This is a genomic window from Halomonas sp. AOP5-B2-8 (assembly GCF_052376475.1).
In the GTDB taxonomy this organism is placed as follows: domain Bacteria; phylum Pseudomonadota; class Gammaproteobacteria; order Pseudomonadales; family Halomonadaceae; genus Vreelandella; species Vreelandella casei.
Genome location: NZ_JBQSVS010000002.1, coordinates 222,458 through 247,646 on the forward strand (window position 1 = coordinate 222,458; position 25,189 = coordinate 247,646).

Sequence of the window (25,189 nt, forward strand, 5' to 3'; positions counted from 1 at the left end):
TACCGGATAGCGAGCTTCATTAGTTTCAAGATTAGAGGTGGTAATTATGGACAAGCAATGTGACCGCGTTAATAACGATCTGGCTATGACCGATAACCAAACCACTTTAGATCAGCAGTCATCCAAGCGACCTCACTGGATGACCCTATGCATGATGGCAACGGCCGCCAGCGTTATCGTATTGGCTGGCTGTGGAGATAGCGGCGACGACGCAGCTGTACCGCCCCCTGCTGAAGAGTCTGCTCCACTTGAGCAAGATACGACGGCTGAGCCCGCCGCTGGAATGAACGAAGAGCCTGCTATGGATATGGAACAGGACCCTGGGTTAAATGACGATCCTGCTGCTCAAGGTTCAATGAATCAGAGTACAGGGGCCGGGGCTGAAGGTTCTATGTCTTCTGAAGATCCTATGTCTACCGACGACACCATGCCCGGAGACACAATGGATGAGCCTGCTGAAGGCACCATGAACCCTGATGAAGATGAGGCGGGGTTCGGTGAAGGCACAGATCCAATGCCTGGTGACAGCAATGCAGACGATGATGAAACATCAAGTAATACGTAAGCTCTGTTTTCAGCTCAGCCTCAAGGATGAGGCCAGCACTTGAACAGGAAGTACCAGTCCCTACGATGATAAGTCGACTCAGCTGTCTGTTCCCTGCGGCTGCTCCACACGATTTATCATCTTTTTCGCCCCCGCGCCCGCGGGGGTTTTTTTATGTCTCTTTTGTGGTTTTTAGTTTTGTATAGCGATTAACGTTCTGGCTGGCGCCATGCCTGCTATTCTTCGTTGTCTTCTAAGCGTCGGTACAGCGTTCTGCGAGCAATGCCCAGTACTTCGGCCGTGCGACGTTTATTGCCGCCAGTAGCTTCCAATACTTTGTTTATATAGCGTTTTTCAACTTCTTCTAAGCTGGGCCAGCGGGCGGTTGCGGGTGTTGATACCTGGCTTGCCGCGAGCACTTCGCCGCTAAGTGTTGCCACTAGCGGAGCGCTCGCATCAGAAACGGAGTTGACGCGCAGCCGCTCGGGTAGATCTTTATGGCTGAGTGAACCGTCTTCACTCAGCGTCACTGCGCGCATAATGGCGTTTTCTAACTCGCGGACGTTGCCTGGATAGGGGTAGTTAAGAAGGCTGTTGAGTGCTTCCGGCTCAAATTTTTCTATATGCTTACCCTGAGCTTCGGCATGCTTATCGATCAGTGTAAAAATGAGATGCTCAATATCAGTGCCGCGTTCGCGCAGCGGCGGGATGCGTAGCGAGAAAGTCTCTAGGCGGTAAAACAAGTCACTGCGGAAGTTTTCTTGCTCTATTTCTTTGCTTAAGTTGCGGTGCGTCGCTGCAATAATGCGAACATCGACCGGCTCTTCTCGCTCACCACCCACCGGGCGTACGGTTTTTTCTTGCAGTGCGCGCAGTAGCTTGGCTTGAAGGTTAATCGGCATTTCACCAATTTCGTCTAGAAATAGGCTACCACCTTGGGCGCTATGAAATAGGCCTTTACGCGCTTCGTTAGCACCGGTAAACGCGCCCTTAACATGCCCAAAAAATTCGCTTTCCATCAAGTCAGCCGGGATGCTTGCGCAGTTGACCGGTACAAACGGTTGGTCCTTGCGAGGGCTTTCCTGGTGAATAGCGCGGGCCAAAAGCTCTTTACCGGTACCGCTTTCGCCTAAAATCAGAATCGGAGCAGCGCTTTTTGCAAGGCGTGATGCATCGTGAAATAGCGCCTGCATCACCGAGCTCTTGCCCACTATGCCGTGGAAATGACTGATGTTGGTATCGGGGGAGACGGCCAAACGCTGCCTTTCCAATACGCGGAATACCGCATCGCGAATGGCATCAAGATCCAGCGGCTTGGTCAAAAAATCGTCGGCGCCCAGTTTTAGCGCTTCGACGGCTTGGTCAATGGTGCCGAATGCCGTAATGACAATAATACCCAGCTCACTGCCTGCTTGGCGTAGCTGTTGAAGCAGTTGAATGCCGGTCATGCCAGGTAGCCGCACGTCCGTGATGACTAGCGAAACCGTGGTATGGCTCAGTAAGGCAACTGCCTCTTCTGCGCTAGGGACACCCAGCGTTGTGTAGCCGGCATCCTGCAGCTCTTCTTCTAATAACTCACGTATCGCGGTGTCGTCTTCCACCACTAGCAAAGGTAAAAGGTGTTCCTGATGGGTCACAAATGTTGTCCTCACGCGGATGCGGTTTCACCAAGGGGTAGCGTAATTTCAAATCCAGCGCCGCCAAGAGCACTATCAAATACGCCAATCGTACCGCCGTGGTCGTTAATAATGCGATGTACCATGGAAAGCCCCAAACCGCTGCCTTGGCCAACGGGCTTGGTGGTAAAAAATGGATCGAACACTTTAAGATGATGGGGAGTGGGGATGCCTGGGCCATCATCTTCTACCCATATGATTAGCTCGTGATCGTTCTGTTGGGCGTGTAGGCGAATGCAGCTGACGTCGGGTGCTTGTGCCGCATTGCGCAGTAAATTGGTAAGTACCTGAATAATTTGTTGGCCGTCCGCTAATAAGTTGGGTGTCGGCGATGGTAATTCAATGACCAGACGAATATTGCGTGGCTCTAGTTCATCCTCCACCAAGTCGCTGGCGCTCTTAATAAGTTTATCGAGCGCCTGTCTGCCTTTCTCAACATTATGCTGGCGGCCTAGTTCCATTAGCTGGCGCACGATCTCAACAATACGTTCCACCTCACCGCGAATTCGGCCCAGCCGGGCGCGCTCGTCATCGCCAATCACATCGCGTCGAGCAAGGCGCTGTGCCTGGCCATTAATGACCGTCAGCGGGGCGCCTATCTCATGGGCAACGCCCGCGGCCAGCACGCCTAATTCAGCGAGTTTTTTCGATTTTCGTAAGCGTTTCTCAAGCTCAATTTCGCGCCGCTGACGGTCTTCGATATCGTGATCCTTCCCAGCCATCGCATCCAGCATGCCGTTTAACCCCGATGCAAGGCGGCGATATTCGGTGGGGCCATCTTCGACCGCGCGCTGACTACGATCTCCGCCTTCTACCAGTAGCATAACGTGGAGTAATCGATTAAGGGGGCGCTCTATATAGCGGCGGAACCCCCACCAAATACTGAATACGATTCCCCCTGCACCCACCACAAATACCAACACGGCGACGATGCTAATAAAGCCCGTGTAGGTTTCGATGCCAGTATTAAGCCGGTTGACCTGGAGCACGCCGTACACGGTACCATTTTGGGCGCGTAATGGCGTTAAGGCAGAGTAATAGTTCCAGCCATCGTGCTCACGATAATTGCTATAAAGATCGTCGCGTTCAATGACCTGCTGGATTTCTTCACGGCTAAAAATGTCTTTGCCGAGACCCAGTCCATAAATATCGCGTCCATCGGTATCAAACACATAGGCACCGTAAATGCGGTGGAAAGAGAACGCTGACTGTAGGGCTTCTTCAAGTGATGTATCGCTGCCCGGCGTGATGGAATAGCTAAGTGAGGTGCTTAACGCCCGGGTAATAATTTCGACTTCGGTCTGTAGTTTGGAGCGTACGTTGTCTTCAAGCGACTTAATGGCGACTAAGCTAAAGACCACCAGGATCACAAACAGCGGCACAATCACCGTCAGAATAATTAAATTGCGTAGTCGCATGCGATATCCATGTTGGCCTTAATACTGCGTAGTGACGGGCAGCGTTGCTGGTTCGGCCCGCAAGTGAATGGGATGACTATTGATCGGTTGGCCGCAGGCGATATAAGCCACCCTGCGGGTCATCCGTCAGCACATAGATAGCGTCGTCCGGACCTTGGCGCACATCTCGGATACGCCCTATCTGGCCTTCCAAAATCAGCTCCTGTTCGATGACGCTGCCGTTCTCTAAGCGCAGGCGCAGCAGTTTTTCGCTGCCTAATCCGCCAGCCAGTAAGCTGCCTTCCCAGTCACCAAACGCAGCACTGGTCACTTCAGCAAGCCCCGCGGGTGCAAAACGGCCTTCAAACACGTAGGCAGGGTCGGTCATGCCGGGCAGTGAGGGTTCACCAATAGGCTCATTCGTGGCGTAGTCATTGCCTTGGCTGACGTTGGGCCAGCCGTAGTTAAGGCCTGCTTCGATATGGTTGAGCTCGTCGCCAGTGCTCGGGCCATGCTCTGAGACCCAGGCTTCGCCGTTGCGCATTACCGTCATGCCCTGAATATTACGATTACCCATAGAATAGATTTCATCTAGGGTTGCATCATCATCAACAAAGGGGTTGTCATCAGGAACGCCGCCTGTGTCGGTAAGGCGCAAGGTAGAGCCCGCATGGTCATCGCTTGCCTGGGCGCGAGAAGGGTCACTGCCGCGATCGCCGATACTCATTAATAGCGTGCCATCAGGCAGCCATGCTAGACGGGAGCCGTAGTGACGCCCAGGCCCTGAGGCGCGATCTTGTGCAAACAAATGTTCAACCTCACCCAGTTCATTGCCCTGCCATTTGACACGGGAAAGTGCGGCCCGGCTGTTGCTGCCGTCGGCCTTGCTCCAGGTAAAGTAAATCCAGTCGTGGGTGCCATCGCCACTAGCCTTTCCAAAATCGGGATGCAGCACGATATCCAATAAGCCACCTTGACCTTGGTTATTCACCTCGGGCATGCCTTCCAGCGTGCTGATGTCACCACTTTCAGGGTCGACTAGCTTCAACTGCCCGCTCCGTTCGCTAACCAAGTAACGGCCATCGGGTAAAAATGCCACGGCCCAAGGGTGTTCAAAACCCTCGGCTATAAGCTCAATCGAAATATTGAGAGGATCGGTTTCCGATGAGCCTTGAATAGTTTCTGCATTCGCTGTGCTAATCATGCTCGCCAGCACTAGTCCACTAACGGCAGGGATTCGTAAGCGGGAGGTTAGACTCGTCTGGCTCACATCATGCATAGCGTGTCCTCTGGTGATGGTGTCAACGCAAATCAACATAATCGGTATGTCTAGCAGTGACTCTTCTTCAGTGCGGGGGTTCCGCTAAGCAGGCTTAAATGACCAGCTTACATGAGCAAGGCGAGTAGTACCGGCAGATAAATAAGCGCGAGTAGCGTAGAGCAAAAGACGAGGCTTGCCACATAAGCGGGTTCACGCTGGGCGCGCTGAGCAAATAGATAGTTGAACACCGCCACGGGCATGCACATCTGCACCACTAAAATGCTTTGTGCCAGTGGTGGTAGGCCGACCCAGCCGGCGATAAACCAAGCGGCTGCAGCGGCGAGCGGCACGCGCACCAGGCTAAAGCCCAAACCTGAACGTAGGTTTTTAACCTGAATGCTGGCCAGTGACACGCCCAGCGTAATCAGCATAAGCGGTACCGTGAACCCTGACATTAAGTCCACCGTGTTTGCCAGCCATCGCGGCAGTGAGGTGCCGGTCAGTAGCAGCGCCATAGAAATGATAATGGCGTAGACAGTGGGTGTCTTGATAAGGGTTTTGAACGGATTGCCCTGGCTATTAAGCGCAGCGCCTAGAGTAAACTGAAACAGTGACACGGTGACCATGACCGTGATGCCGTAAGCAAACCCTGCACTACCAAAGGCATAAAGCACTACGGGTAAACCCATATTGCCAGTATTGGGGTACATCATGGGAGAAAGCAATACGCGCCAGTTCCGGCGCAATAGTTTTGCTACCAGAAAGGTGGCCGCTCCCATGGTGATGATCACCAGCGCTGAGGCCAGCATTGTTTGGCCAAACGTAGCAGCATCAATGTCAGCACCCGCCAGCGAGGCTAGTACTAGCGATGGTGTGCCGATGTTAAACACTAGCCGGGTGATGAAGTCGACCGGGTAGGGCTGGCCTAAACGTATCCATAGAAAGCCAAGTCCTGCACCGGCTAGTACGGGCGCCATAACGGCAAAAAGTTCGGCAAGCATTTACGGTCCTTGGCAGTCGTCAGCTAGCTATTGTCGTTAATCAGTGGACTAGCTGGCAAGGCAAACACGCCAATGACATTAAATCGCGGCGGCGGAGGCTTTCCATTGTAGCGGTATCTGGCTACGCAAAAATGCTAGCAGTGCGTGGGTACGTCGCGTTTGATGACCGTACGCGTAAAGCAACGTAATGGGCAGCGGCACTGGTTCCCAGCCCGGCAGACAGTTAATCAGCTCGCCAGGATGATGCTGTTCACGCTTTTCGGTTAACCAGTGAGATAAAAGACCAATGCCCTGGCTACGCGCGATGGCATCAATGTGAAGACTCGTGAGGTCTACCTTTAGTCGCGAGCGAGGCGGGTGAAATGTATATTCGCCATGTTCAGGGTGAGCAAGCATTAACCCATCTGAGGTCGACCCTAGCAAATCTATCCATGCATGCTGGTTAAGTTCATCGGGACGTTGGGGTATGCCAGCGTTAGCTAAATACTGAGGGCTGGCATAAAGGCCTCGGCTTAAGTGCCCCAAATGCTCCTGATTTAGCCCGCACTCATGGGTTGGCCCGAGCCAGACATGCACGCGATTGCTGTCCATTTTCGTGGGTGGCGTCTCGCGGGTATGCAGCGTCAATTTTACTTTTGGATGACGATTTAAAAAGGTATGCATGGCGCTTGCCAGCCAGCTGCGGGCCAGCGCCCCGTGCACTTCTAGGGTCACTTCGCCGCTAATTTCCTCACGCAGCTCCGCAAGCGCTTCCTGACTGTGGGCAGCCATGGCCAGAAGCTCGGTGCAGTAGGTATGAAACAGCAGCCCGGCCTCTGTTGGAATTAGGCGGTTCGCTTGGCGCCTCAACAGCGGTTGATTGAGCCGTGCTTCTAGCTGGCTAATTCTACGACTTAAGGTCGACTTGGCTAACCCGAGCTTTTGAGCGCTGCGTGTCAAGCTGCCCGTCGTCATCACATCGGCAAAAGCAGACAGTTCGTGGAAGTCATACATTGTCAGGCCCGCAGCGATTAAGGGTTGTCTATTGTGCCATTTAAAAGATTGAATGCAAATAATTAGCATTCATTATTTAATGAAAGTGCTGCTTGTTATCGCTCTTAAATAAATACACAGCCGCTAATAAAAAGCCCCACCATGAGGTGGGGCGAAGGATCAAATCAGGGTAGTTCGTTAAGCAGGCACTAGAAGTTGAACGTTAAGCCCAGATTGTACTGGCGGCCATCTAATACGACGCCATAATCATCATTGGTCACCTCTTTGTTGGCGATATTATAGAGGCCTGCTTTCACCTGTGCGCGGTCAGTTAAATCATAAACGACACCGGCATCGACGAAGCCATACCCTGGCGTGCCATCACCCATGCTCGTCCGAGCTAAATAATCACTTGTGGAGCCACGGTAATTGCCTTGTGTCCATAGGCTTAACTCAGGAGTTGCCTGCCAGTTAACGGCAAGATTGAACATATGCTCAGGAATTTTATTCAGTGGCTCGCCAGCAAATTCGCCGGATTTTTGTTCTGAGTCGGTATAGGTATAGCTAGAGCTTAGGCGCACATCTTGGGTAAAGTCGTAGTCTAGTGTGAGCTCTACGCCCTGCATCTCGGCTTCGTCGATATTCCGATAAGTGCTAAGAAAAACATAATCATTGCCGGCGTATGGGCATTCCCATGTGGAAGGATCGTTGCGATCCGCGTTTGGTGTGTTGCAGTAGCGATCCTCTGCAATTTTATCGTCAAACTGCGTATGGAATAGCATCATGCTGGAGCTAAGGCGTCGGTCTGGGCTATTAAAGATAAAGCCGGCTTCATAGTTTGTGCTGGTTTCAGGCTTCAGCTCTTCGTTCCCAATAATGAGTGCGCGTGAATGGGGAGCGGGAGAGCCACCGCCGCCGGTGCCGCGGCCGAAGCCTTCTGAGGCGGCGGCAAGCCCAGGCTGGGAATAGCCGGTAGATACGCCGCCCTTCAACGTCCATTCAGGCGTTAGGTGATAATTGGCATAAACGCGCGGCGAAAGGTGGCCACCGAATAGTTCGTCGTCGTCGTAACGCATACCTGTGGTAACGCTAAAGGCATCCGTAAGGCTCCATTCCATTTCGATGAACAACGCGGCAATCCAACGTTCTACGTTACGCATAGCATTGGGGCTATTGCCAATAAGCCCATTGGTATCATCAACAAGCTCTTCCTCTCGGTACTGACCACCAAAGGTCAGCATATGATCGCCCCAGAAGTAAGTTGATTGGTTATTAAGGGTTGTGACTTCTTCACGCTTTTCATCAGGTGATGGGCTGACGCGCTCCGAAATATCGTGTTGCAGGTAGGTGTCCGTCATAAAGGCACCATAAGTGCCTTTATGACCAAGGGTGAATACATCCTTATCGTAGCGATAAGTACTCGAAGTTGCGGGGTTGCCACGGCTATCTATCGTGGCAATGCTTCGGCCCGGGTTGTGTGTGAATTCTTTAACCGATGATGTGTAGCCGAAACTGTACTCGTTCAGCTCGTCTGGTGTGAGTATTAACTCAGCACCGATCTGGCGTGTATCGCTGTCAGGGGTGCTTTCGGCGTTATCGCTACCGCCTAAGTAATCACTCTCTTCTGTTCCTTGCCAGCTACCATGAACGCGTAAACCCAGCAGTCCTTCTATTAGCGGGCCGCCTGTATAGAAGCTAACTTGCTGCGAGTCGTTGTTGATATCGTTGAGAGAGTGGGTGTACTCGGTGACAACTTGGCCTGACCATTCTTCTGGCACGCTTTTGGTAATAATGTTGATAACGCCGCCCATTGCTTGAGAGCCATATAGCGAGGACATAGGGCCGCGGATGACTTCAACACGTTCAATCATTGCAATGGGGGGAAGGCCGATTTGTTTGCCGCTATCCTGGCCGTTCGTATTGACGGACCGACCGGCGGAAATGGGGCGGCCATCAATCAAATACAAGGTATAGCTATCATCCATACCTCTGATGCTGATGTCTTGAGCTCCACCTCCACCAGTAACATAAACGCCTGGGATGTTTCTGACCGCATCCGTAATATCACTATAGGATTGGCGATTCAGCTCCTCCCCGCTAATCACCGAGATGCTGGCGGGAGCATCGGCAACGGACTGCTCGTACCCAGAGGCGGTAACAACCATCGGGTCGAGAGTGGCGTTTTCTTGTGCGACAGCAGCAGCAGCTATGGCCATAGAAGACAGGCCGATGGCATTTGCTAATGCACGACGAGAGAAGTGAGGCATTTGAGTTCCTTGGTATGATATTGCTTACAGATGCTCATGGTTTTTTTTATCATATGAGATGTATTGTCATATGGGATATTTATTCTATTGCTAATAGTTCCACTTTTCGAGGCAAAAAAAATGAACATCCTGTTCTGCTTTGGGCAACTGAGCGCAGCGATAGAGTTTTGATGCTGCGCTGTCTCCTGGCGATGGGTTTATAGGCATAAAAAAGCCCCGGCGAAGGCCGGGGCATCAAGTCAGCATTGAAACAGTAGCAAGTAGGAACGGGTTAGAACTCGTAGGTAGCCGAGACCCAGAGGCTGCGGCCATCTAGGGCAACGCCGTCGGTAGAGCGGCCCGTTTGGCTAAAGTTGTAGGCCCGCAACGTTTCACCGTTATGCTCGAAGGTATCGGAGCTGGTGAAATCTTTATCAAACAGATTATAAATAGTGCCGGTTAACCGCACGCTGTCAGACACACGATAAGAGCTACGCAGGTTGAACAGCTCATAGCCATTCAGTTTATTGCCTAGCTGCTCGTAGAGTGACAGCGTCTCGCCGGAGGTCGGAAGGCCTGCAGAGAAGCGCTCCCGGGAGGAGTAATACTCTCCTTCTAAGGTGGTGCTCCAGCGGTCATTAATGGCCCAGGTTAGGTCTGCGGTGAGTTTGTGGTCAGGCGTATTAGTGAGCACCATTCCTTCGTTGTCGCCGGAGGTGATTTCAGAATCTGTAAAGGTATAGCCGCCGCTAACACGCCAAGCCGGCGCAATTTGGTAGCTTGCGGTAAGCTCTACGCCACGCGTTTCAGCTTCGTCAATATTGGTTAATTGGCCAAAGCTTTCTTGCTGCGTAAAGTTACCCACGCTTAAGCAATTAGCAAGCCCTGCATTTGGGGTTTCGCCGTTACTCACGAACTGACAGTTGGGCAGGTCTGCCGCGCTGGCGATCCGGTCGGTAAAGCGGTTATAGAAAACGGTAGCACTGGTGGCAAAACCGCTTTGGTTGTCGTAAATAGCACCGATTTCGTAGTTGGTGCTTTTTTCCGGCTCTAGATCAGGGGAGCCGAGATTGACCGTGGTGCCTTGGCCGCCAAAGCCATTGATACCATCGTGAAGGTCGTTGAGTGATGGCGTCTTATAGCCGCGGCTCACGCCGCCTTTCAGCGTCCAGTTGGGCGTTGTGCTCCATACAAGGTAGCCGCGCGGGCTAAAGTGGCCGCCAAAGGCGTCGTGATGTTCATAGCGCCCGCCGACTGTCAGGGCAAGATCATCTCGCAGCAGCCACTCGTCTTCGGCAAACAGTGCCCAGCTGGTTTGTTCGAAGGTGATATCGCCTGCTGTTCCATCCTCTAGTTCGGCGTCAATATACTGCCCGCCAATGGTGGCCATATGATCGCCGATGGGGGCAACAAACTTGGTATCGACAATAATGTCGCGGTTTTCAAGGATGCGATCTTCGCCGCCTTGGGCCTCGTAACCAAAGTCTGGGGCGCTACCGGCGGGTAGGGTACGACCAAAGGTTTCGGTAGTGCTATGGGTAATGCTGCTTTCCCAAGTGCCCGGCGCATAGCGCCCCGTGTGGCCAATAGCAATCTGGTCACGGTTAAAACGCAGCTCATCCTTATAGCCATTAAAGGTGCCTGGAGAAGGGTTGCCTCTGCGGTCGGTGCCGTCCTGAGTGCCTAAGCGATTATCGTCGTTTGAATAGGTTTGGCGAGCGCGCTCGGCATCGACCCATAATTCGTTGTTTTCATCTGGCGTTAAGTTTAAGCGGCCGCCAATGGAGTAAATACGTGCTTCAGACGGGCGTGGGTCACGCCCGGCGCTGTTTTCAATCATGCGTTCTGAACGGTCGCGGTCAAACAAACGGCCGCGCAGCTGCAATCCAAGCGTGTCCTTAACCAATGGGCCTGACGTATAGAGATTGACCGCGGAGCTATTGCCGGCATCGCGGTCTTCTTGAAAGGTATTTTCGACCGTCACCGAGCCAGCCCAGTCCTCGCCTATGCGGCGAGTAATAATGTTGACTACCCCGCCCATGGCGTCGGAGCCGTAGAGTGTCGACATCGGCCCGCGAATTACCTCAATGCGCTCAATAGCCGAGAGCGGGGGCATAAAGCCGGTCGAGGTTTCACCGAACCCGTTTGGCGTGACACTGCCCGATGTGTTCTGGCGGCGTCCATCAATCAAAATCAGCGTGTATTCGCTGGGCATGCCGCGAATGGAAATATTTAACCCGCCGGTTTTACCTGTTCCCGAGCGCACATCAACACCAGGAACATCAGCAATCGCTTCGGCAATGTTGGAAAACTGCTTAAGCTCCAGCTCTTCACGAGATATAACCGAAATACTGGCTGGCGCACTATTTACCGATTGCTCATAGCCAGCAGCCGTTACCACCATGTTATTGAGCTGAGCGGTTTCTTGGCCATAAGCAGCTGGGGAGATAGCGGCAAGTGCGATGGCACTGGTTAATGTAAGGCGAGTAAATTGTTGCATGACGAACCCCGTGATAATACGATTTGCTTGCTAATGATATTTATTATCAAATAGGGTTTGGATTCTAAGAAGAAAAGTTCCCATTTGCGATGCAAAAGTATGGAACGATGCGTTGCGTAAATTGCAACTTTGGCGCGACTAACGCTGTTGCCAAATATGGAACATGGCATTCAGGGAAATAGTAGTGCAAGTGATTTTGAGAATCGTTACTATTCGCTATCTGGATTGTTATTTGCCAATCAATTTATAGCGATATTTAAAAGTAGGGGACCTCAATGCTGCGTTCGGTACTACGTCATGGTTTAACAGGTGTGCTATTCACGAGCCTTATCGCCAATGCCCAAGCGCGTGAGCTGGATACCGCCTTTGGTAAAGTGGAGGTGCCTGATTCACCGGCGCGCGTGGTGACACTTTACGAAGGTGCCTTGGACGCCTCGGTCGCGGTTGGAGTGACGCCGATTGGGGCGATCGCCACGCGGGGCGGCAATGAGGTGGCGACCTATATGAGTGAACATATTGATACTCGCCAGTTGGAAATGGTGGGCGTTGCGCGCGAAACCAATATTGAAGCGGTGCTTCGCTTACAGCCGGATCTCATTCTGGCTACCCCGCAGCTTCCCGAAGAGCAGTATCGATTGCTTTCGCGCATTGCGCCCACCGTTGTGCCTGAATCAAACGGCCTGTCGCGTGAAAACTGGAAGGCCGAGTCACGCCTTTATGGGCAGGCCCTGGGTAAAGAAGCCGAGGTGGATGAGGTGCTTGAAAGCGTTGAGCAGCGCGCGGCTGAGCTTAACCAGCGCCTAAGCGAAGCCCAGGTGAGCGGTACGGCCTACTTGGCTCGCTGGATGCCCGCAGGGCCCATGGTGATGTCGTCTGAACTGTTTGCAACCGGTGTGCTGGCTTCGACCGGTATCAGCGTAGAAGACGAAGGGCTAGTTAAAGAAGGCAGTGCGCATAGCGATATTCTGAGCCTTGAAAACCTGTCTATGATCGACGGCGACTGGCTGTTTCTCGCCACGCTTAACGACGAAGGCCAGCAGGCACTGGATGCCGCTGAGCAAAGCAGCGCCTTTACGCGTCTCAACGTTGTCCAGCAAGGTCACGTGGTGCCTGTTAATGGCCAGGTTTGGAGCAGCGCCTCTGGCCCGTTAGCCGCCCAAGCCATTTTGGACGATATCGAAGAGGCGTTGTTGCCTTAGATTCTCTTGCTACCAGCGCTCTTGCTATTGAAGCGCTGGGTAACAATATGCGTGGCACAACAGTTTTCGGTGCAAAGATTCTTGTTATAAACGTCTTTGGTATACAGATACGCTCGTGAAGGAATGGCCATGAAAGTCTTCGCGCGTGCGAAACGCCTTAATCAGCGCACGCTATTGTTATGCCTACTCACCGCCCTTGTGGCGGTGAGTCTCGTTAGTTTACTGGTAGGGGCGGGCAACGTTTCGCCGTCTCAAGCACTCTCGATGCTGCTGGGCGGCGAGGACAGCGAGGCGTATTTCGTGGTCTGGGAGCTGCGTGCGCCGCGTACATTAATCGGTATTGCGGTGGGCATGGCGCTGGGCGTTTCGGGGGCACTTTTACAAGCGGTGGCCCGCAATCCCCTTGCCGAACCTGGCTTGCTGGGTGTCAGCGCTGGCGCCGCTTTTGCCGTGGCGCTAGCGTTGGTGCTGGGAGCCAGTGCGGCAACGCTGCGCATTTCAGTGGCGCAGCTGGGGGCGCTGATCGGTTGCATGTGCGTATTAGGCGTTGCTCGCTGGCGCGGGGTCGGCAATGATCCCATTCGCCTGGTACTTGCAGGGGCTGCTTTTTCAGCATTGCTCGGGGCCATGACCTCGTTAATGCTGCTATTTGATCAGCGCTCGGCCGATGAGGTGCGCTTTTGGGTGATTGGCAGCTTGGCAGGACGCCGTTTGGAAGACCTGTTGGCCGTGTTGCCATCGGCGGTGGTGTGTAGCGTATTGATAGCCCTCATTGCGCGTCCGCTTTCGGCGCTGGCGCTTGGTGAGCGTATGGCGTCGGGGCTTGGACATCATCCTCAGCTCATCCGCGCTTTGGTGGTACTTTGCGTGGCGCTGCTGGTGGGGGCGGCAACGGCGATTGCCGGACCCATTATCTTCGTTGGATTGGTGGTGCCTTTTATCGCCCGTGCTTTTGCCGGGCCTGATATTCGCCGCACGCTGTGGTTTTGCTTGCCGATTGGCCCTTTGATTATTCTAGCGGCTGATATTATTTCGCGTGTGGTCGTCGCGCCTTCTGAGCTTCCGCTGGGGGTTCTTACGGCACTGTGCGGCGCGCCGGTGCTGATCGCCGCCGTGCGTGCCCGCCGCCTGCCTACGTTATGAGCTTTTTTATGAGTTTTTTTTATGAGGCCACGCTGGTTGAAATCTGATCTCAGAAAACTCAGGAAAAATAGCGCCGCTGCGCTGGTGTCTATCGCGCCCACGATGAAAATAGCCTCGAATGACGATGAATCCGTTAAGCCGCCTACCGGCTACTGGCGGTGGGGCGAGCGCCGAGCTAATGGTGCCAGTGTTCTGATTGAACGCCGCGCCGTTTGGGTCAACAGTGCACTGATGGTCGCGTTAGTATTCGCCGCTATTGCCTACCTGTCCCTTGGCAGCCTGACGCTTATGCCTCGTGAGGTGATCATGGCGCTGGCGGGGCAGGGCGACATGATGACTGGATTTATGGTTCAGGAGTTGCGCCTGCCGCGCTTGGTCGCGGCTTGCCTGACCGGCGGGGCATTCGCCCTGGCCGGTATTCTTATGCAGACACTGGCCCGTAATCGCCTGGCGACGCCGGGCATTATTGGCATTGATAACGGTGCCACGGCGTTTGCGGTTGCCTCGGTTGTGGGTATGAGTGTCTCTATAGCACCTTCGACCATGGCCTTGACCGGTGCGGTGACCGCCGCGGTGCTGACATTTGGACTCGCGGCGGGGAGCGGTACTCAGGGTTATCGCTTTATCGTCGCCGGTATCGGTGTTGGCGCTGTTTTCGGGGCGATCACGCAGCTGCTGCTGGCGCGGGTCGCGATTGATACCGCCAATGCCGCTTACCCGTGGACGGTCGGGTCACTGAATGCGCGTTCAGGTGGTTCCGTTCACCTATTGGGCGTCGGCCTAGCGGTGGGTTTTGTGACGGCACTGGCGTTAGCCCGCTCGCTGACGATCCTACGTTTTTCCGAAGCGACGGCTAACGGGCTTGGGGTGAACGCCAAAGTAAGACGTATCCAAATACTGCTGTTATCGGTGGTATTAACGGCGCTTGCCGTTGCCGTTGCCGGGCCGGTTGGCATGGTGGGGTTGATCGGGCCTGAAATTGCGCGCGCGCTTTCTACCCCACGCCATGTGCCGGTGGTCGCGGCAACGCTTGCCGGTGCCCTGGTGATGGTGCTGGCCGATTTAATGGGGCGCACCCTGCTGGCGCCGATTGAGCTTCCGGTAGGTATTGTCACCGCTATTATTGGCGGCCCCTGGCTTTTATGGATTTTGATGCGGCCGCAACGGAGTCACGCATGAACAATTTTGAAACGCCGCCGACGCTGGCTACCGATGCGCTGAGCATGGGCTACGGCGCGCGGCGGGTCATTGATGGTCTGGATATACACTTGCCTAGCGCAAAGGTAACGGCCATTGTCGGGCCGAACGGCTGTGGTAAGTCAACATTGCTGGCGGGGCTGGCTCGCCTGCATAAGCCCGATGGCGGTTGCGTATTGTTGAACGGTGAGGATATTCAGCGATTGCCTTCTCGCCAGCTGGCCACTCAGCTGGCGCTGCTGCCTCAGGAAGCCGTCGCGCCGGAAGGCTTAACCGTGACCGAGCTAATACGCTTTGGCCGCCAGCCGCATCAAGGCTGGCTGCGCCAGTGGTCGGCAGAAGACCAGCGTGTTGTTCAGCATGCGCTTGAAGCGGCAGGGCTAGAAGATCTGGCTGATCGGCCCATTGAGGCGCTTTCCGGCGGCCAGCGCCAGCGTGCCTGGATTGCCATGACCATCGCTCAGCAAACGCCGCTATTGCTGTTAGATGAGCCCACGTCTGCATTGGATCTTGGTCATCAAATCGAAGTCTTCGAATTGGTAAAAGAGCTCGCCCATCACGGCCGTACCGTTGTGATGGTGCTGCATGATCTTGCCAGCGCGTGCCGCTATGCTGATCATCTAGTGGCCATGCGGGAAGGGCAGATAATCGCGCAAGGGCCGCCCGCTTCAGTGGTGACACCAGAGTTAGTTCGCACGCTTTATCAAGTAGAATGCACGCTAATAACCGACCCCGCGACCGGAAGCCCTCTGTTGGCCAATGTGCGGCGCTCGCCTGCGACAGCTTAATCGGCTGTCAGTTAAGTGGTTGTCTCGTCGCTTTAGCCGCACGCTAACAATCTCAAATAAGGAACACTTGTGTCCTCTCCTGCACACAGTTTTCAGGCTTTAGTTCGGCTGCTGCGCTACGCCAAAGGCTATCGGCGGCGCATTATTGCCGCGACCACCTGTTCAGTTATCAACAAGCTGTTTGATATTGCGCCAGAGATTTTGATTGGTGTCGCCATTGATGTGGTGGTGAACCAAGAGCAAAGCTTTGTGGCGAGCCTGGGTTTTGAGACGCCTCACCAGCAGATCACCATGCTGGCGATACTGACTTTTGTTATTTGGGCAGGGGAGTCGCTGTTTGAGTATTTGTTTCAAATCCTCTGGCGCAACTTAGCCCAGCGCCTGCAGGCGGATATGCGCCAAGACACCTACGAGCATGCCCAGCGGCTCGATATGGCGTTCTTCGAATCGAAAAACTCAGGCCAGCTTGTGGCCACCATGAACGACGACGTTAACCAGCTTGAGCGTTTTCTAGATGGCGGTGCCAATGCGCTTATTCAGGTGGTCGTCACCGTGGTGGCGGTGGGCGCGGTGTTCTTTGTGCTTTCGCCGCTGATCGCGCTGTTAGCCTTTACGCCTATTCCGCTAATTATCTGGGGCGCGTTCTTCTTCCAGCGTAAAGCCGGGCCGCTTTATAGCGATGTGCGTGAGAAGGTGGGCGACCTAGCCAGCCGGCTGTCTAACAACCTTAGCGGCATTGCGACGATCAAAAGCTTTACCAGCGAAGACCGCGAAGCGGAACGTCTGCGCCAAGCCAGCGAAGCGTATGTCGAGGCTAACCGCCGGGCGATTAAGGTCAGCTCAGCGTTTATTCCGGTGATTCGTATGGCGATTCTAGCGGGCTTTCTGGCCACCTTTACCGTGGGTGGCATGATGGCGCTCAACGGCTCTCTGAACGTCGGTGCGTATGGCGTGCTGGTATTTCTGACCCAGCGGCTGCTTTGGCCGCTAACCGGCCTGGCCCAGGTGATCGACCTGTTTGAGCGCGCCATGGCCAGCACGCGCCGGATTCTTGACCTGCTCGAAGTCCCAATCACGGTTAAAGATGCCAGCACCACTCCGCTCACCCAGCCGGTGCGTGGCGACGTCACGATTGAAAATGTGAGCTTTCATTACGCGACCAGCCGCGTGGGCGTTGATGGAATTGATCTGCATGTGCCCGCCGGCAATACCCTGGCGCTGGTGGGGGCCACTGGGTCGGGTAAATCGACGCTGATCAAGCTGCTGCTACGTTTTTACGACCCAGAAGCCGGGCGCGTACTGATCGACGGCCAACCTATTATTGACGTGAGTATGAAGTCACTGCGCCAGTCCATTGGCTTAGTCAGCCAGGACGTGTATCTCTTTGAAGGCAGTATTCGAGACAATATCACCTATGGAAAGCCGCAGGCCGATGAAGCCGAGATTATCGACGCTGCCAAAACCGCTGAGGCTTGGAGTTTTATTGAAACATTGCCTCTGGGGCTAGATACACCCGTTGGGGAGCGCGGAGTGCTGCTTTCTGGCGGCCAGCGCCAACGGCTTTCACTCGCGCGAGCACTGCTTAAAGACCCGCCGATCTTGGTGTTGGATGAAGCCACTAGTGCAGTGGACAACGAAACCGAAGCGGCCATCCAGCGTTCCCTAAAGCGCATTGCTCATGGGCGTACGGTGATTATGATTGCCCACCGGCTTTCTACCATCGTTCACGCTGATGAAATCGTGGTAATCGAGAAAGGCCGTGTCGCTGAGCGGGGCAGCCACGCCAGTTTGCTTGCCACCAACGGGCACTATGCCGCCCAGTGGCGCGTACAAACCGGAGAGGCTCTGGCAGGAGACGTAGAAGTGCTAAGGTCTTAAACGCTTTGTGTCATCGTTATCGATTCACTAACAGCGCGTTAAGCGTCACCGGCACGTTCTCATCAATTTCTTGATAACCCAGCATCGACAGCACGGTACGCACCGTGCTGTTTTCCATTAGAACCTTGCCATCGATGGCCATCGGTTCAGCGTGGGTAACCCGTATTTCATTCAGGCCTTCGCGGGTAAAGCGCAGCGGCACCGACTCCTGCTGATTAACCATATCGGATTCAACCCTAAACTCCAGGGTCTCGACCAGGGATTCGCCAATGTCCAAATTGTCTAGCTGCTCAGGGGGCATTTGCGCCACTAGCGTGACCAACGTGGTGTTTGCCAGCAAGCCAATCCAAGGCGGCAGTTCGCTAAAGCGCTCAAGTACATCCGTTTGGCTCAGCTTTAATGGCAGCCGCAGCGTACCGTCGCTGGATACAGTGCCCTGTAGGTCGCGTATTTGGTGGTGATGCGTTTGCGGCGCTGCGCCGTTTAGCTGAGTAATCGACGCCTGTACCTGAGACTGAGCAGGATCAAGCTGCCAATCAGCGTGTACCGGTAGGGCTAACAATAAAGGAAATAGAGCAATCAATGCTTTCACAGCGCGCCTCCGCATAAAAACTGTCCACAAGTACGTTGAGCTACCCGCAAAATTAAGAGCCACTCAAATGAGTAAACACTACCCACAAGACCCCCCATACCGTATAAAGTGCCACAGCAGCATGAAGATAGCGCAATGGGGCTAGCCTCAACCCGTCACATTCGCTATGATATGCACGCTTTTCGGGCCTATAGCTCAGTTGGTTAGAGCAGGGGACTCATAATCCCTTGGTCGTCCGTTCAAGTCGGACTGGGCCCACCATTTCTATACTTGTCTATTTCAAATAGCAGCTCATTCAAATAGCAGCTCATTCAAATAGCAGCTCATCTTACGTCCTGTGCTTTACCGCTCATTATTAGCAGAACCCGCATCCCCCTTTTCAGTAACTGCTAACAGCAGGTCCGTTAGGGCTGTTAACGCTCAAAATCTCTAGTTGCCCCGGTAATCCCTCCTCTCTGTTTCAATACCCTTAGTTGCTTTTATTAGCAGGTTATTAGCAGGCATCAATGACGCTCAAATAGTCAGCTATTTACGATTGGATTGGCGCAAGCCCGCGGGCAGGTTGCTTGCGCGGTACGCATACCGGGCTGCCGCTTTCGGGGTCGTGGAGCACGCGTGCATCTAGGTCAAATACGCGCTTTAGGTTTGCGGCGGTAAAGATCTCGCTGGGCGGGCCGCTGGTGACTATGCGGCCATCACACATCATGACTAGATGGTCGGCGTAGGCGGCGGCCAGGTTCAGGTCGTGGAGCACTAATAACAGGGTGCGACCATGTTCGTGGGCGAGGCGAGATAGCAGCTCTAGAAGATCGACCTGCACCTTTAAATCAAGAAAGGTGGTGGGTTCATCGAGCAGAATTAAATCGGTTTTCTGCGCTAGCACCATGGCAATCCAACAGCGTTGGCGCTGCCCACCAGAAAGCGCATCCACGTTGCGGTCGGCGAACTCGGTAACGTTGGTGTAAGCCATTGCCTCGCGAATGGCCTCGGCATCCTGCTTAGTGTCCTGGCGCCACAGCGTCTGATGGGGAAAGCGGCCCATACCAACTAGCTGTTTAACGGTTAGCCCTTCAGGGGCGATGGGCCCTTGGGGGAGTATGCCAAGCCGTTTCGCCACGTCTCGCGTATTGCTGTGGTGAATGTCCTTACCATCTAAATGCACGTGGCCGGCGCTGGGCTTAAGCGTTCGTGCAAGCGTTTTTAAAAGCGTCGATTTGCCACTGCCATTAGGCCCTAAAAGCACCGTTAACTTGCCTTGCGCTATGGCGATATCCACGCCTTTTAATACGGGGCGAGTCTCGTAGCCAGCCGATATGGCTTCGCCGGTTAATCGAGGCTGTTGGTCTGAAAGGTCGGTCACGGGTGGGCTCATTGCATGGCCTAGGCAGGCAGCACCGTAAGGTAAAACATTCTCATTTTCAATATTTAACACTTTACGTTAGTGGGCGCTTACTAGGTAGTGCCATCGTCTACAGAGTAGCGAATCATAAACGCAAGCAAGATGATTGCAAAAAAGTGAACGGTGCGTTCAGGTTTGGTAGACCTGAATACGTTTATATGCATAATACAATCATTATCATTTGTATATGTATTACGCTTTCTCTCGATCGTTCACTCCAAAGGTATAAAAAGCACATGCGCATTAAGAATCGTCCAGTGTTTTGGCCAACGGTAACACTCGCTGGTTTGGTGGCTATGAGTCAGGCCCACGCGCAGAATACGGCTGTATCAGATTCACAACGTAGCCGTGGTGACGCCGATCAAACAATGGTCGTGACCGCCTCACGGACTAATGCCACGAAAGACGATTCTCCCCAAACGGTGCGCATTATCACTAAAGAGGAAATCGACCAGCAGCTGCAGATTTCCAGCGATTCATCGCAAGTATTAAGCAACCTGCTGCCGTCCTATTCGCCTAGCCGCCAGAAGATGAGTGGCAGCGGCGAGACGCTACGCGGACGCACCCCGCTGATTTTGATTGACGGTATTCCCCAGTCTAATCCGCTACGTCCCACAGGGCGTGAAGCACATACCATCGATTTTTCCATGGTTGAGCAAATTGAGGTCATTCAAGGTGCCAACGCCACCAATGGCGTTGGGGCGGCTGGCGGCGTGATTAACCTGATTACCAAGCGCCCGGAGCCAGGCTCTTACAACCAGCATGCAGAAATTAGGGTGACAACCCCTACCAGCGAGCTGGATAGCGACACGCTGAGCTATGAAACGAATTATGGCGTGAGTGGTAATACCGGCGATATCGATTATCTCTTCTCGGCGAGCGTCGAGAGGCAGGGGCTTTTCCTCGACGGTAGCGGTGATGCTGTCGGCGTCGATAACACGCAGGGCGATCTGATGGACTCTCGCTCCTATGACTTTTTGGGCAAGGTGGCCTACTGGATCGATGATAATCAGCGCCTGCAATTGACCCTGAATCACTTTGATATTGAAGGGCAAAATAATTACGTCAGCGTGACGGGGGATCGTGCCAACGGTGTGGTGACCACCTCTGAGCGTGGAACCCCAGAGGGCGATGTGCCTTATAACCGCGTGTGGACGACGGGGCTGAGTTACGATAACTACGATCTCGCTGGGATGCGCTTAAGTGCTCAGGTGTTCTACCAGGACTATGAGGCACTGTTTGGCGCGACCAACTCCGGGACCTTCCAAGACCCTGCTATTGCGCCAGTGGGTAGTTTTTATGATCAAACGTTGGCGACGACTAGCAAATTTGGTACCAAAGTATCGCTGACTAAGGATGATCTATTTAGCGACCGGCTCACGCTGACCGGCGGCTTTGATACACTGTTTGATGAAACGGAGCAGTACCTGTATCAATCTGACCGTACCTATGTGCCGTCGACAGAGTACACCGATCTTTCGCCTTTCATTCAAGCCGAGTTTAGGCCCATCGATTCGCTGCTTTTATCCGCTGGCGCCCGTTATGAATATGCCAAGCTAGATATCGGTGGCTACCAGACCGTTGCGGCTAACAATGGCGTTGAGGTCGAAGGTGGTGCCCCCAGCTTCAATGAAACGCTGTATAACGCCGGGGTTGTGTGGAAGCCCGTTGATAACTGGAGCCTCTTCGCCAACTACTCCGAAGGGTTTGTGATCCCAGATGTAGGGCGTGCACTGCGTGGTATTTCGACACCCGGACAGTCGGTCAATAGCATTGATAACCTTCGCCCCATCGTCACCGATAATGTTGAGACCGGCGTACGTTTTGAGAACGGGCGCTTAGCGGCTGAGCTAAGCTATTACGAATCGTCCTCTGAGTTCGGCAGCCGCCTGACGGAAATCGATGATGTCTTCTTTTTGAGCCGCGAGGAAACCGAGATTAAAGGGCTGGAAGCCTCGGTGGATTATCAATTTACCGAGCAGCATTCCGGCCGCGTGGCCTACTCACGTATGGAAGGGCGTTTTGACAGTAATGAGGACGGTAGCCTAGATTCCCAACTGTCAGGGCTTGATGTGTCGCCGGATCGCCTGGTCGCCAGCTGGTCAGCGAATTGGACGGATGAACTCTCGACGTTTGTACAGGCAAACTATGCCTTTGATGAAACCTTTGACGAGGAAGATCGTGAGTTTGATGGCTATCTGTTAATGGATGCGGCGCTGGGATATAAACTGCCGGTCGGGCAGGTCAGCGTGGGCGTTGCCAACCTGTTAGACGAGCAGTACGTCACCTACTATTCGCAAAGCGCGCTGGTTAACGACGAGCGTTATTTTGCAGGGCGTGGCAGAACCGTTACCTTCGGCTATCGTTTGGATTTCTAACGCTGTCGGCGCGTTCTATGCAGTAGATAGACAAAGAAGGGCGCGCCGATGCCTGCTACGAAAATACCCGCAGGCAGGTCTTTCGGTAAGAAGGCCACTCTGCCAAGCAAGTCGGCGTACAGTACGATCAGCGCGCCGACCAGCGCAGAGGCGGGCACTAGCCGTGCCATATTACGCCCCACCAGCCTAGCCGCTAGGTGGGGCGCAATCAGGCCCACAAAGCTTAAGCCACCGGCGAAGGCCACCGCGGCACCGGCTAGCGCTACGCTACAGGCGAGTAATATCATCCGACTGCGCAAAATCGGCACTCCTAGCCCTTCGGCAACGCTGTCACCCAATGCCATGGCATCCGCATGACGCGCAAAGGCCAAGCAGATGGGCACAGGCACCAATAGCCACGGCAATATTCCTTCTACATCCTTCCATTGCGCGGCATACAGGCTGCCGGTTAGCCATACGTAGGCGGTCATGGCGGCGGCGTCATCGCTGATCACAATCAACAGCGTGGTACCTGCGCCAGTGGCTGCTGCAAGGCCGATACCGACCAGCACCAAGCGTGATGGGTTGATGCCGTTTTTCCAACTGAGGCTAATCACCAGCAGCGCTGATATCAGTGCGCCTAGCATGGCCGCGAAAGGCAGCCAGTGAAGACTAAAATGGGTACTCAGTAACGCTAAAAAAAGCACTGCCGCTAACGCCGCGCCGCTGGTAATGCCAATCACATCCGGAGACGCCAGCGGGTTGCGCACAATGCTTTGCAGAATAGCTCCCGCCATCGCCAGGGCAGCACCAACGAGTATTGCCAGCGCAATGCGAGGCAGCCTCAATTCCCAAATGATAAAGGTAATGTCGCTATTTTGCGGCGCGGTCAGGGCGCCCAGTACCTCGAGCGGCGGCGTTGGAAAGCTACCTAAGCATAGCGAAAGACCGGCGCTAGCCGCTAGTAACAGGCTTAGCAAAAGCACGGTGGATTTAGTCATTGGCTAGTCATCTTGCGTCGCGCCAAATAAATAAAGAAGGGCGTGCCAATGAGGGCCGTCATCACACCCACCGGCACTTCTTGCGGCGGCATTAAAAACCGTGAAGCCACGTCGGCCAGCAGCAGCAAGCAAGCGCCGAGTAACGCGCAGCTGGGCAACAGCCAGCGATGGTCAATACCAAAGATGCCTCGCGCCATGTGGGGTACGATCAGGCCCACAAAACCAATCATGCCTGCTAATGCAACAGAGCTGCCTGCCAATACAATCACGATAAGCCCTAACAGCAGTTTGATCGTGGCTGCCTGCATGCCCAGTGCCGTAACCATGTCGTCGCCTAGCATTAATGCGTTTGCGTGGCGCACTAACAGCGCGCTCAGCAGCATTGCAGCGCCGAAAAGAGGCAATAGCGGCGTGACTAGCGAAAGGTCGCGCCCTGACACCGACCCCGCCAGCCAGTAAAGGACGCTTTCAAAACTTTGCTGATCCATCACCAGCAGCCCTTGGCTGAACGAGACAAACATAGCGGTGACGGCAACGCCCGCTAACACAACGCGAAGAGGCGAAAGCTCGCCGTGACGGCCTCTGCTGAGAATGACCACGAGCGCCGCGGCGACAAGCGCGCCTAGCAGTGCGGCCCACACATAGTCAGCGGGTGTACGCAGCGGTAGGAAGGAAACCGCGACCACCACAAAAAACATTGCACCTGCGTTGATCCCCAAAATCCCCGGTGATGCCAGCGGGTTGCGTGTCATGGTCTGCATGAGCGCCCCGGCAATAGCTAAGCTGGCGCCGACCAGCGTGGCAATCACCGCGCGGGGTAAGCGCTCGGTGAATAAAATGATGTGATCGATTTGGGTGGGGTCATAGTGATGAACTGCGGCCGCTAATGATGCCAGCGGAATGTCGGTGGTGCCGAGCATAACGCTAGCGAAAAAGGCCGCAAGTGCCGTCAAGGCTGCTAGTAAAAGCCCCAGGCTTTTTGCAGTGCGGCTGTTCAGCATGTCGTTTGCTCCACGCTAGTGGCGGCAAGAGCGCGGCAGGCTTGGCGGGGCAGCGGTTGCGTCAACCCATAATGGCTATAGAGTTCATCTAGCATGGCATTTGCGGCCAGTATGCCGCCGCCCATCATCCAGCTCACGGGTTCGGCTTCATACACGCGCTGGTTTTGAACGGCGCTTAATTGTTGCCATAACGGGTGAGAAGACCAGTGGCGGTAATTATTAGCAATGGCGGCATCGTCTGGCTCTAGCAGTACAAAGATGACGTCGGCATCCAGTGCCGGAATATTTTCAGTGCTGGAAAGCTTCATACCCCAGCCCTGGGTTTGTAGGGTATCGGGTTGCTCAAAGCCCAGTTCATCTAAAATGGAGCCCGCAAAACCACTGGTATAAATGCGAACGTGGTCGCTCTTGAAGCGAATGACGGCAACCTTTTGCGGCCATTCATTGCCCATTTGGGCGGCTATCTGCTGGCGAAAATCAGCAACCCGAGCGTCCCAGCGTTGCAGTAGCTCGCTTGCCTGTGCCTCTCGCCCGGTGGCATTGGCGATCATGGTAAGCGTTGTTCTGAAGCCGAACACGTTAGGCGCCGTCACCGTGGTGGCGATAGCGCTCAATAGCGGCGCTACGCGGGCATGACGAAAATCGCTGGCAACCACTAAATCAGGCGCGAGCCAGGCAATTTTTTCTAGGTTGGGCTGAGTTTCTAAGCCTACGTGCTCTACGTTAGTAAGCGCGTCACGCAGGTAGTGATACATGGGTTTTTCTAGCCAGGAATCGACCACACCAATGGGCGTAATACCTAGGGCGACGGCACTATCGGTCGCGCCCTGATACAGCGTGACGATGCGGGCTGGCGTAGTGGGCTGCTCTTCGCTAGCCTCGGCAATGGCGTAAGCCAGCGTTGCACAGGCCGCCAGTAGCACGCACCGTAACATTTTGCGGTAATGGCGGTGAGCGTTCAGGTTGAAGATCACTTTCAGACCGGCGGAAATTAGAGAGCCGCGATGATGTCATGCAGCAAAAGTCAATGCAACGCA

The 25,189-nt window shown here is 54.2% G+C and carries 19 protein-coding genes and 1 tRNA gene; 8 read left to right on the forward strand and 12 right to left on the reverse strand.

Translation table 11 applies throughout. The features are described from left to right. Window positions 1-46: 46 nt before the first annotated feature. A complete protein-coding gene (locus ACT3RP_RS05695) occupies window positions 47-565 on the forward strand; it encodes a hypothetical protein (protein WP_226938605.1) in 519 nt (172 codons plus the stop codon). A 215-nt stretch (window positions 566-780) separates the two neighbouring features. Here ACT3RP_RS05695 and ACT3RP_RS05700 read toward each other — a convergent pair whose 3' ends face one another. The 7 genes from ACT3RP_RS05700 to ACT3RP_RS05730 all read right to left on the reverse strand — a co-directional run bounded on the left by ACT3RP_RS05700 (window position 781) and on the right by ACT3RP_RS05730 (window position 11,597). Next, on the reverse strand, window positions 781-2,181 hold the full coding sequence (locus ACT3RP_RS05700) for a sigma-54-dependent transcriptional regulator (protein ID WP_096278560.1): 1,401 nt from the start codon (window positions 2,179-2,181) through the stop codon (window positions 781-783). Window positions 2,182-2,192: 11 nt separating this feature from the next. Further along, window positions 2,193-3,638, reverse strand: coding sequence for a sensor histidine kinase (locus tag ACT3RP_RS05705; protein ID WP_096278563.1), 1,446 nt, complete (start codon window positions 3,636-3,638; stop codon window positions 2,193-2,195). A 76-nt stretch (window positions 3,639-3,714) separates the two neighbouring features. Continuing rightward, window positions 3,715-4,896 (reverse strand): PQQ-dependent sugar dehydrogenase, encoded by a 1,182-nt coding sequence (locus ACT3RP_RS05710; RefSeq protein WP_444625173.1) that lies wholly within the window; start codon window positions 4,894-4,896, stop codon window positions 3,715-3,717. A 107-nt stretch (window positions 4,897-5,003) separates the two neighbouring features. Beyond that, on the reverse strand, window positions 5,004-5,879 hold the full coding sequence (locus ACT3RP_RS05715; RefSeq protein WP_483393426.1) for an AEC family transporter: 876 nt from the start codon (window positions 5,877-5,879) through the stop codon (window positions 5,004-5,006). A 78-nt stretch (window positions 5,880-5,957) separates the two neighbouring features. Further along, window positions 5,958-6,872 (reverse strand): LysR family transcriptional regulator, encoded by a 915-nt coding sequence (locus ACT3RP_RS05720; protein WP_096282304.1) that lies wholly within the window; start codon window positions 6,870-6,872, stop codon window positions 5,958-5,960. Window positions 6,873-7,060: 188 nt separating this feature from the next. Beyond that, a complete protein-coding gene (locus tag ACT3RP_RS05725; RefSeq protein WP_444625175.1) occupies window positions 7,061-9,118 on the reverse strand; it encodes a TonB-dependent receptor domain-containing protein in 2,058 nt (685 codons plus the stop codon). 271 nt (window positions 9,119-9,389) lie between these two features. Continuing rightward, the gene (locus ACT3RP_RS05730) at window positions 9,390-11,597 is read right to left on the reverse strand and encodes a TonB-dependent receptor domain-containing protein (RefSeq protein WP_483393427.1); all 2,208 of its coding nucleotides are present in this window, start codon (window positions 11,595-11,597) and stop codon (window positions 9,390-9,392) included. 275 nt (window positions 11,598-11,872) lie between these two features. Here ACT3RP_RS05730 and ACT3RP_RS05735 point away from each other — a divergent pair, with 275 nt between their 5' ends. From ACT3RP_RS05735 to ACT3RP_RS05755, 5 genes are all read left to right on the forward strand, one after another. Next, window positions 11,873-12,796: an ABC transporter substrate-binding protein gene (locus tag ACT3RP_RS05735; RefSeq protein ID WP_441684248.1), complete on the forward strand. Its 924-nt coding sequence runs from the start codon at window positions 11,873-11,875 to the stop codon at window positions 12,794-12,796. 129 nt (window positions 12,797-12,925) lie between these two features. Continuing rightward, window positions 12,926-13,939 carry a FecCD family ABC transporter permease gene (locus tag ACT3RP_RS05740; protein WP_096278575.1) on the forward strand — a complete coding sequence of 338 codons (1,014 nt, stop codon included), beginning with the start codon at window positions 12,926-12,928 and terminating at the stop codon, window positions 13,937-13,939. A 102-nt stretch (window positions 13,940-14,041) separates the two neighbouring features. Beyond that, on the forward strand, window positions 14,042-15,118 hold the full coding sequence (locus tag ACT3RP_RS05745) for a FecCD family ABC transporter permease (RefSeq protein WP_096282305.1): 1,077 nt from the start codon (window positions 14,042-14,044) through the stop codon (window positions 15,116-15,118). After that, on the forward strand, window positions 15,115-15,924 hold the full coding sequence (locus ACT3RP_RS05750; RefSeq protein WP_441684247.1) for an ABC transporter ATP-binding protein: 810 nt from the start codon (window positions 15,115-15,117) through the stop codon (window positions 15,922-15,924). The genes ACT3RP_RS05745 and ACT3RP_RS05750 overlap by 4 nt, the downstream gene beginning before the upstream one ends. A gap of 69 nt (window positions 15,925-15,993) precedes the next feature. Continuing rightward, window positions 15,994-17,802 (forward strand): ABC transporter ATP-binding protein, encoded by a 1,809-nt coding sequence (locus ACT3RP_RS05755; protein WP_483393428.1) that lies wholly within the window; start codon window positions 15,994-15,996, stop codon window positions 17,800-17,802. A 16-nt stretch (window positions 17,803-17,818) separates the two neighbouring features. Here the strand turns inward: ACT3RP_RS05755 and ACT3RP_RS05760 are convergent, their stop codons facing one another. Then, window positions 17,819-18,394, reverse strand: a complete 576-nt coding sequence (locus ACT3RP_RS05760) for a hypothetical protein (protein ID WP_255249092.1) — start codon at window positions 18,392-18,394, stop codon at window positions 17,819-17,821. 184 nt (window positions 18,395-18,578) lie between these two features. Here ACT3RP_RS05760 and ACT3RP_RS05765 point away from each other — a divergent pair. Next, window positions 18,579-18,655, forward strand: a tRNA-Ile gene (locus ACT3RP_RS05765). A gap of 268 nt (window positions 18,656-18,923) precedes the next feature. On the opposite strand, the gene ACT3RP_RS05770 is transcribed toward ACT3RP_RS05765, so the two are convergent. Continuing rightward, window positions 18,924-19,754 carry an ABC transporter ATP-binding protein gene (locus tag ACT3RP_RS05770; RefSeq protein ID WP_441684518.1) on the reverse strand — a complete coding sequence of 277 codons (831 nt, stop codon included), beginning with the start codon at window positions 19,752-19,754 and terminating at the stop codon, window positions 18,924-18,926. A 275-nt stretch (window positions 19,755-20,029) separates the two neighbouring features. On the opposite strand from ACT3RP_RS05770, the gene ACT3RP_RS05775 reads away from it, so the two are divergent. Further along, the gene (locus ACT3RP_RS05775; protein WP_176483377.1) at window positions 20,030-22,171 is read left to right on the forward strand and encodes a TonB-dependent receptor; all 2,142 of its coding nucleotides are present in this window, start codon (window positions 20,030-20,032) and stop codon (window positions 22,169-22,171) included. On the opposite strand, the gene ACT3RP_RS05780 is transcribed toward ACT3RP_RS05775, so the two are convergent. From ACT3RP_RS05780 to ACT3RP_RS05790, 3 genes are read right to left on the reverse strand one after another with little or no spacing between them, the layout of a single operon-like run. Next, a complete protein-coding gene (locus ACT3RP_RS05780; RefSeq protein ID WP_096278607.1) occupies window positions 22,168-23,151 on the reverse strand; it encodes a FecCD family ABC transporter permease in 984 nt (327 codons plus the stop codon). The two genes, ACT3RP_RS05775 and ACT3RP_RS05780, sit on opposite strands and share 4 nt — an antisense overlap. Further along, window positions 23,148-24,152 (reverse strand): FecCD family ABC transporter permease, encoded by a 1,005-nt coding sequence (locus ACT3RP_RS05785; protein WP_483393429.1) that lies wholly within the window; start codon window positions 24,150-24,152, stop codon window positions 23,148-23,150. The genes ACT3RP_RS05780 and ACT3RP_RS05785 overlap by 4 nt, the downstream gene beginning before the upstream one ends. Next, a complete protein-coding gene (locus ACT3RP_RS05790) occupies window positions 24,146-25,087 on the reverse strand; it encodes an ABC transporter substrate-binding protein (RefSeq protein ID WP_096282310.1) in 942 nt (313 codons plus the stop codon). Before ACT3RP_RS05790 ends, ACT3RP_RS05785 begins: the two co-directional genes overlap by 7 nt. Window positions 25,088-25,189: the final 102 nt, after the last annotated feature.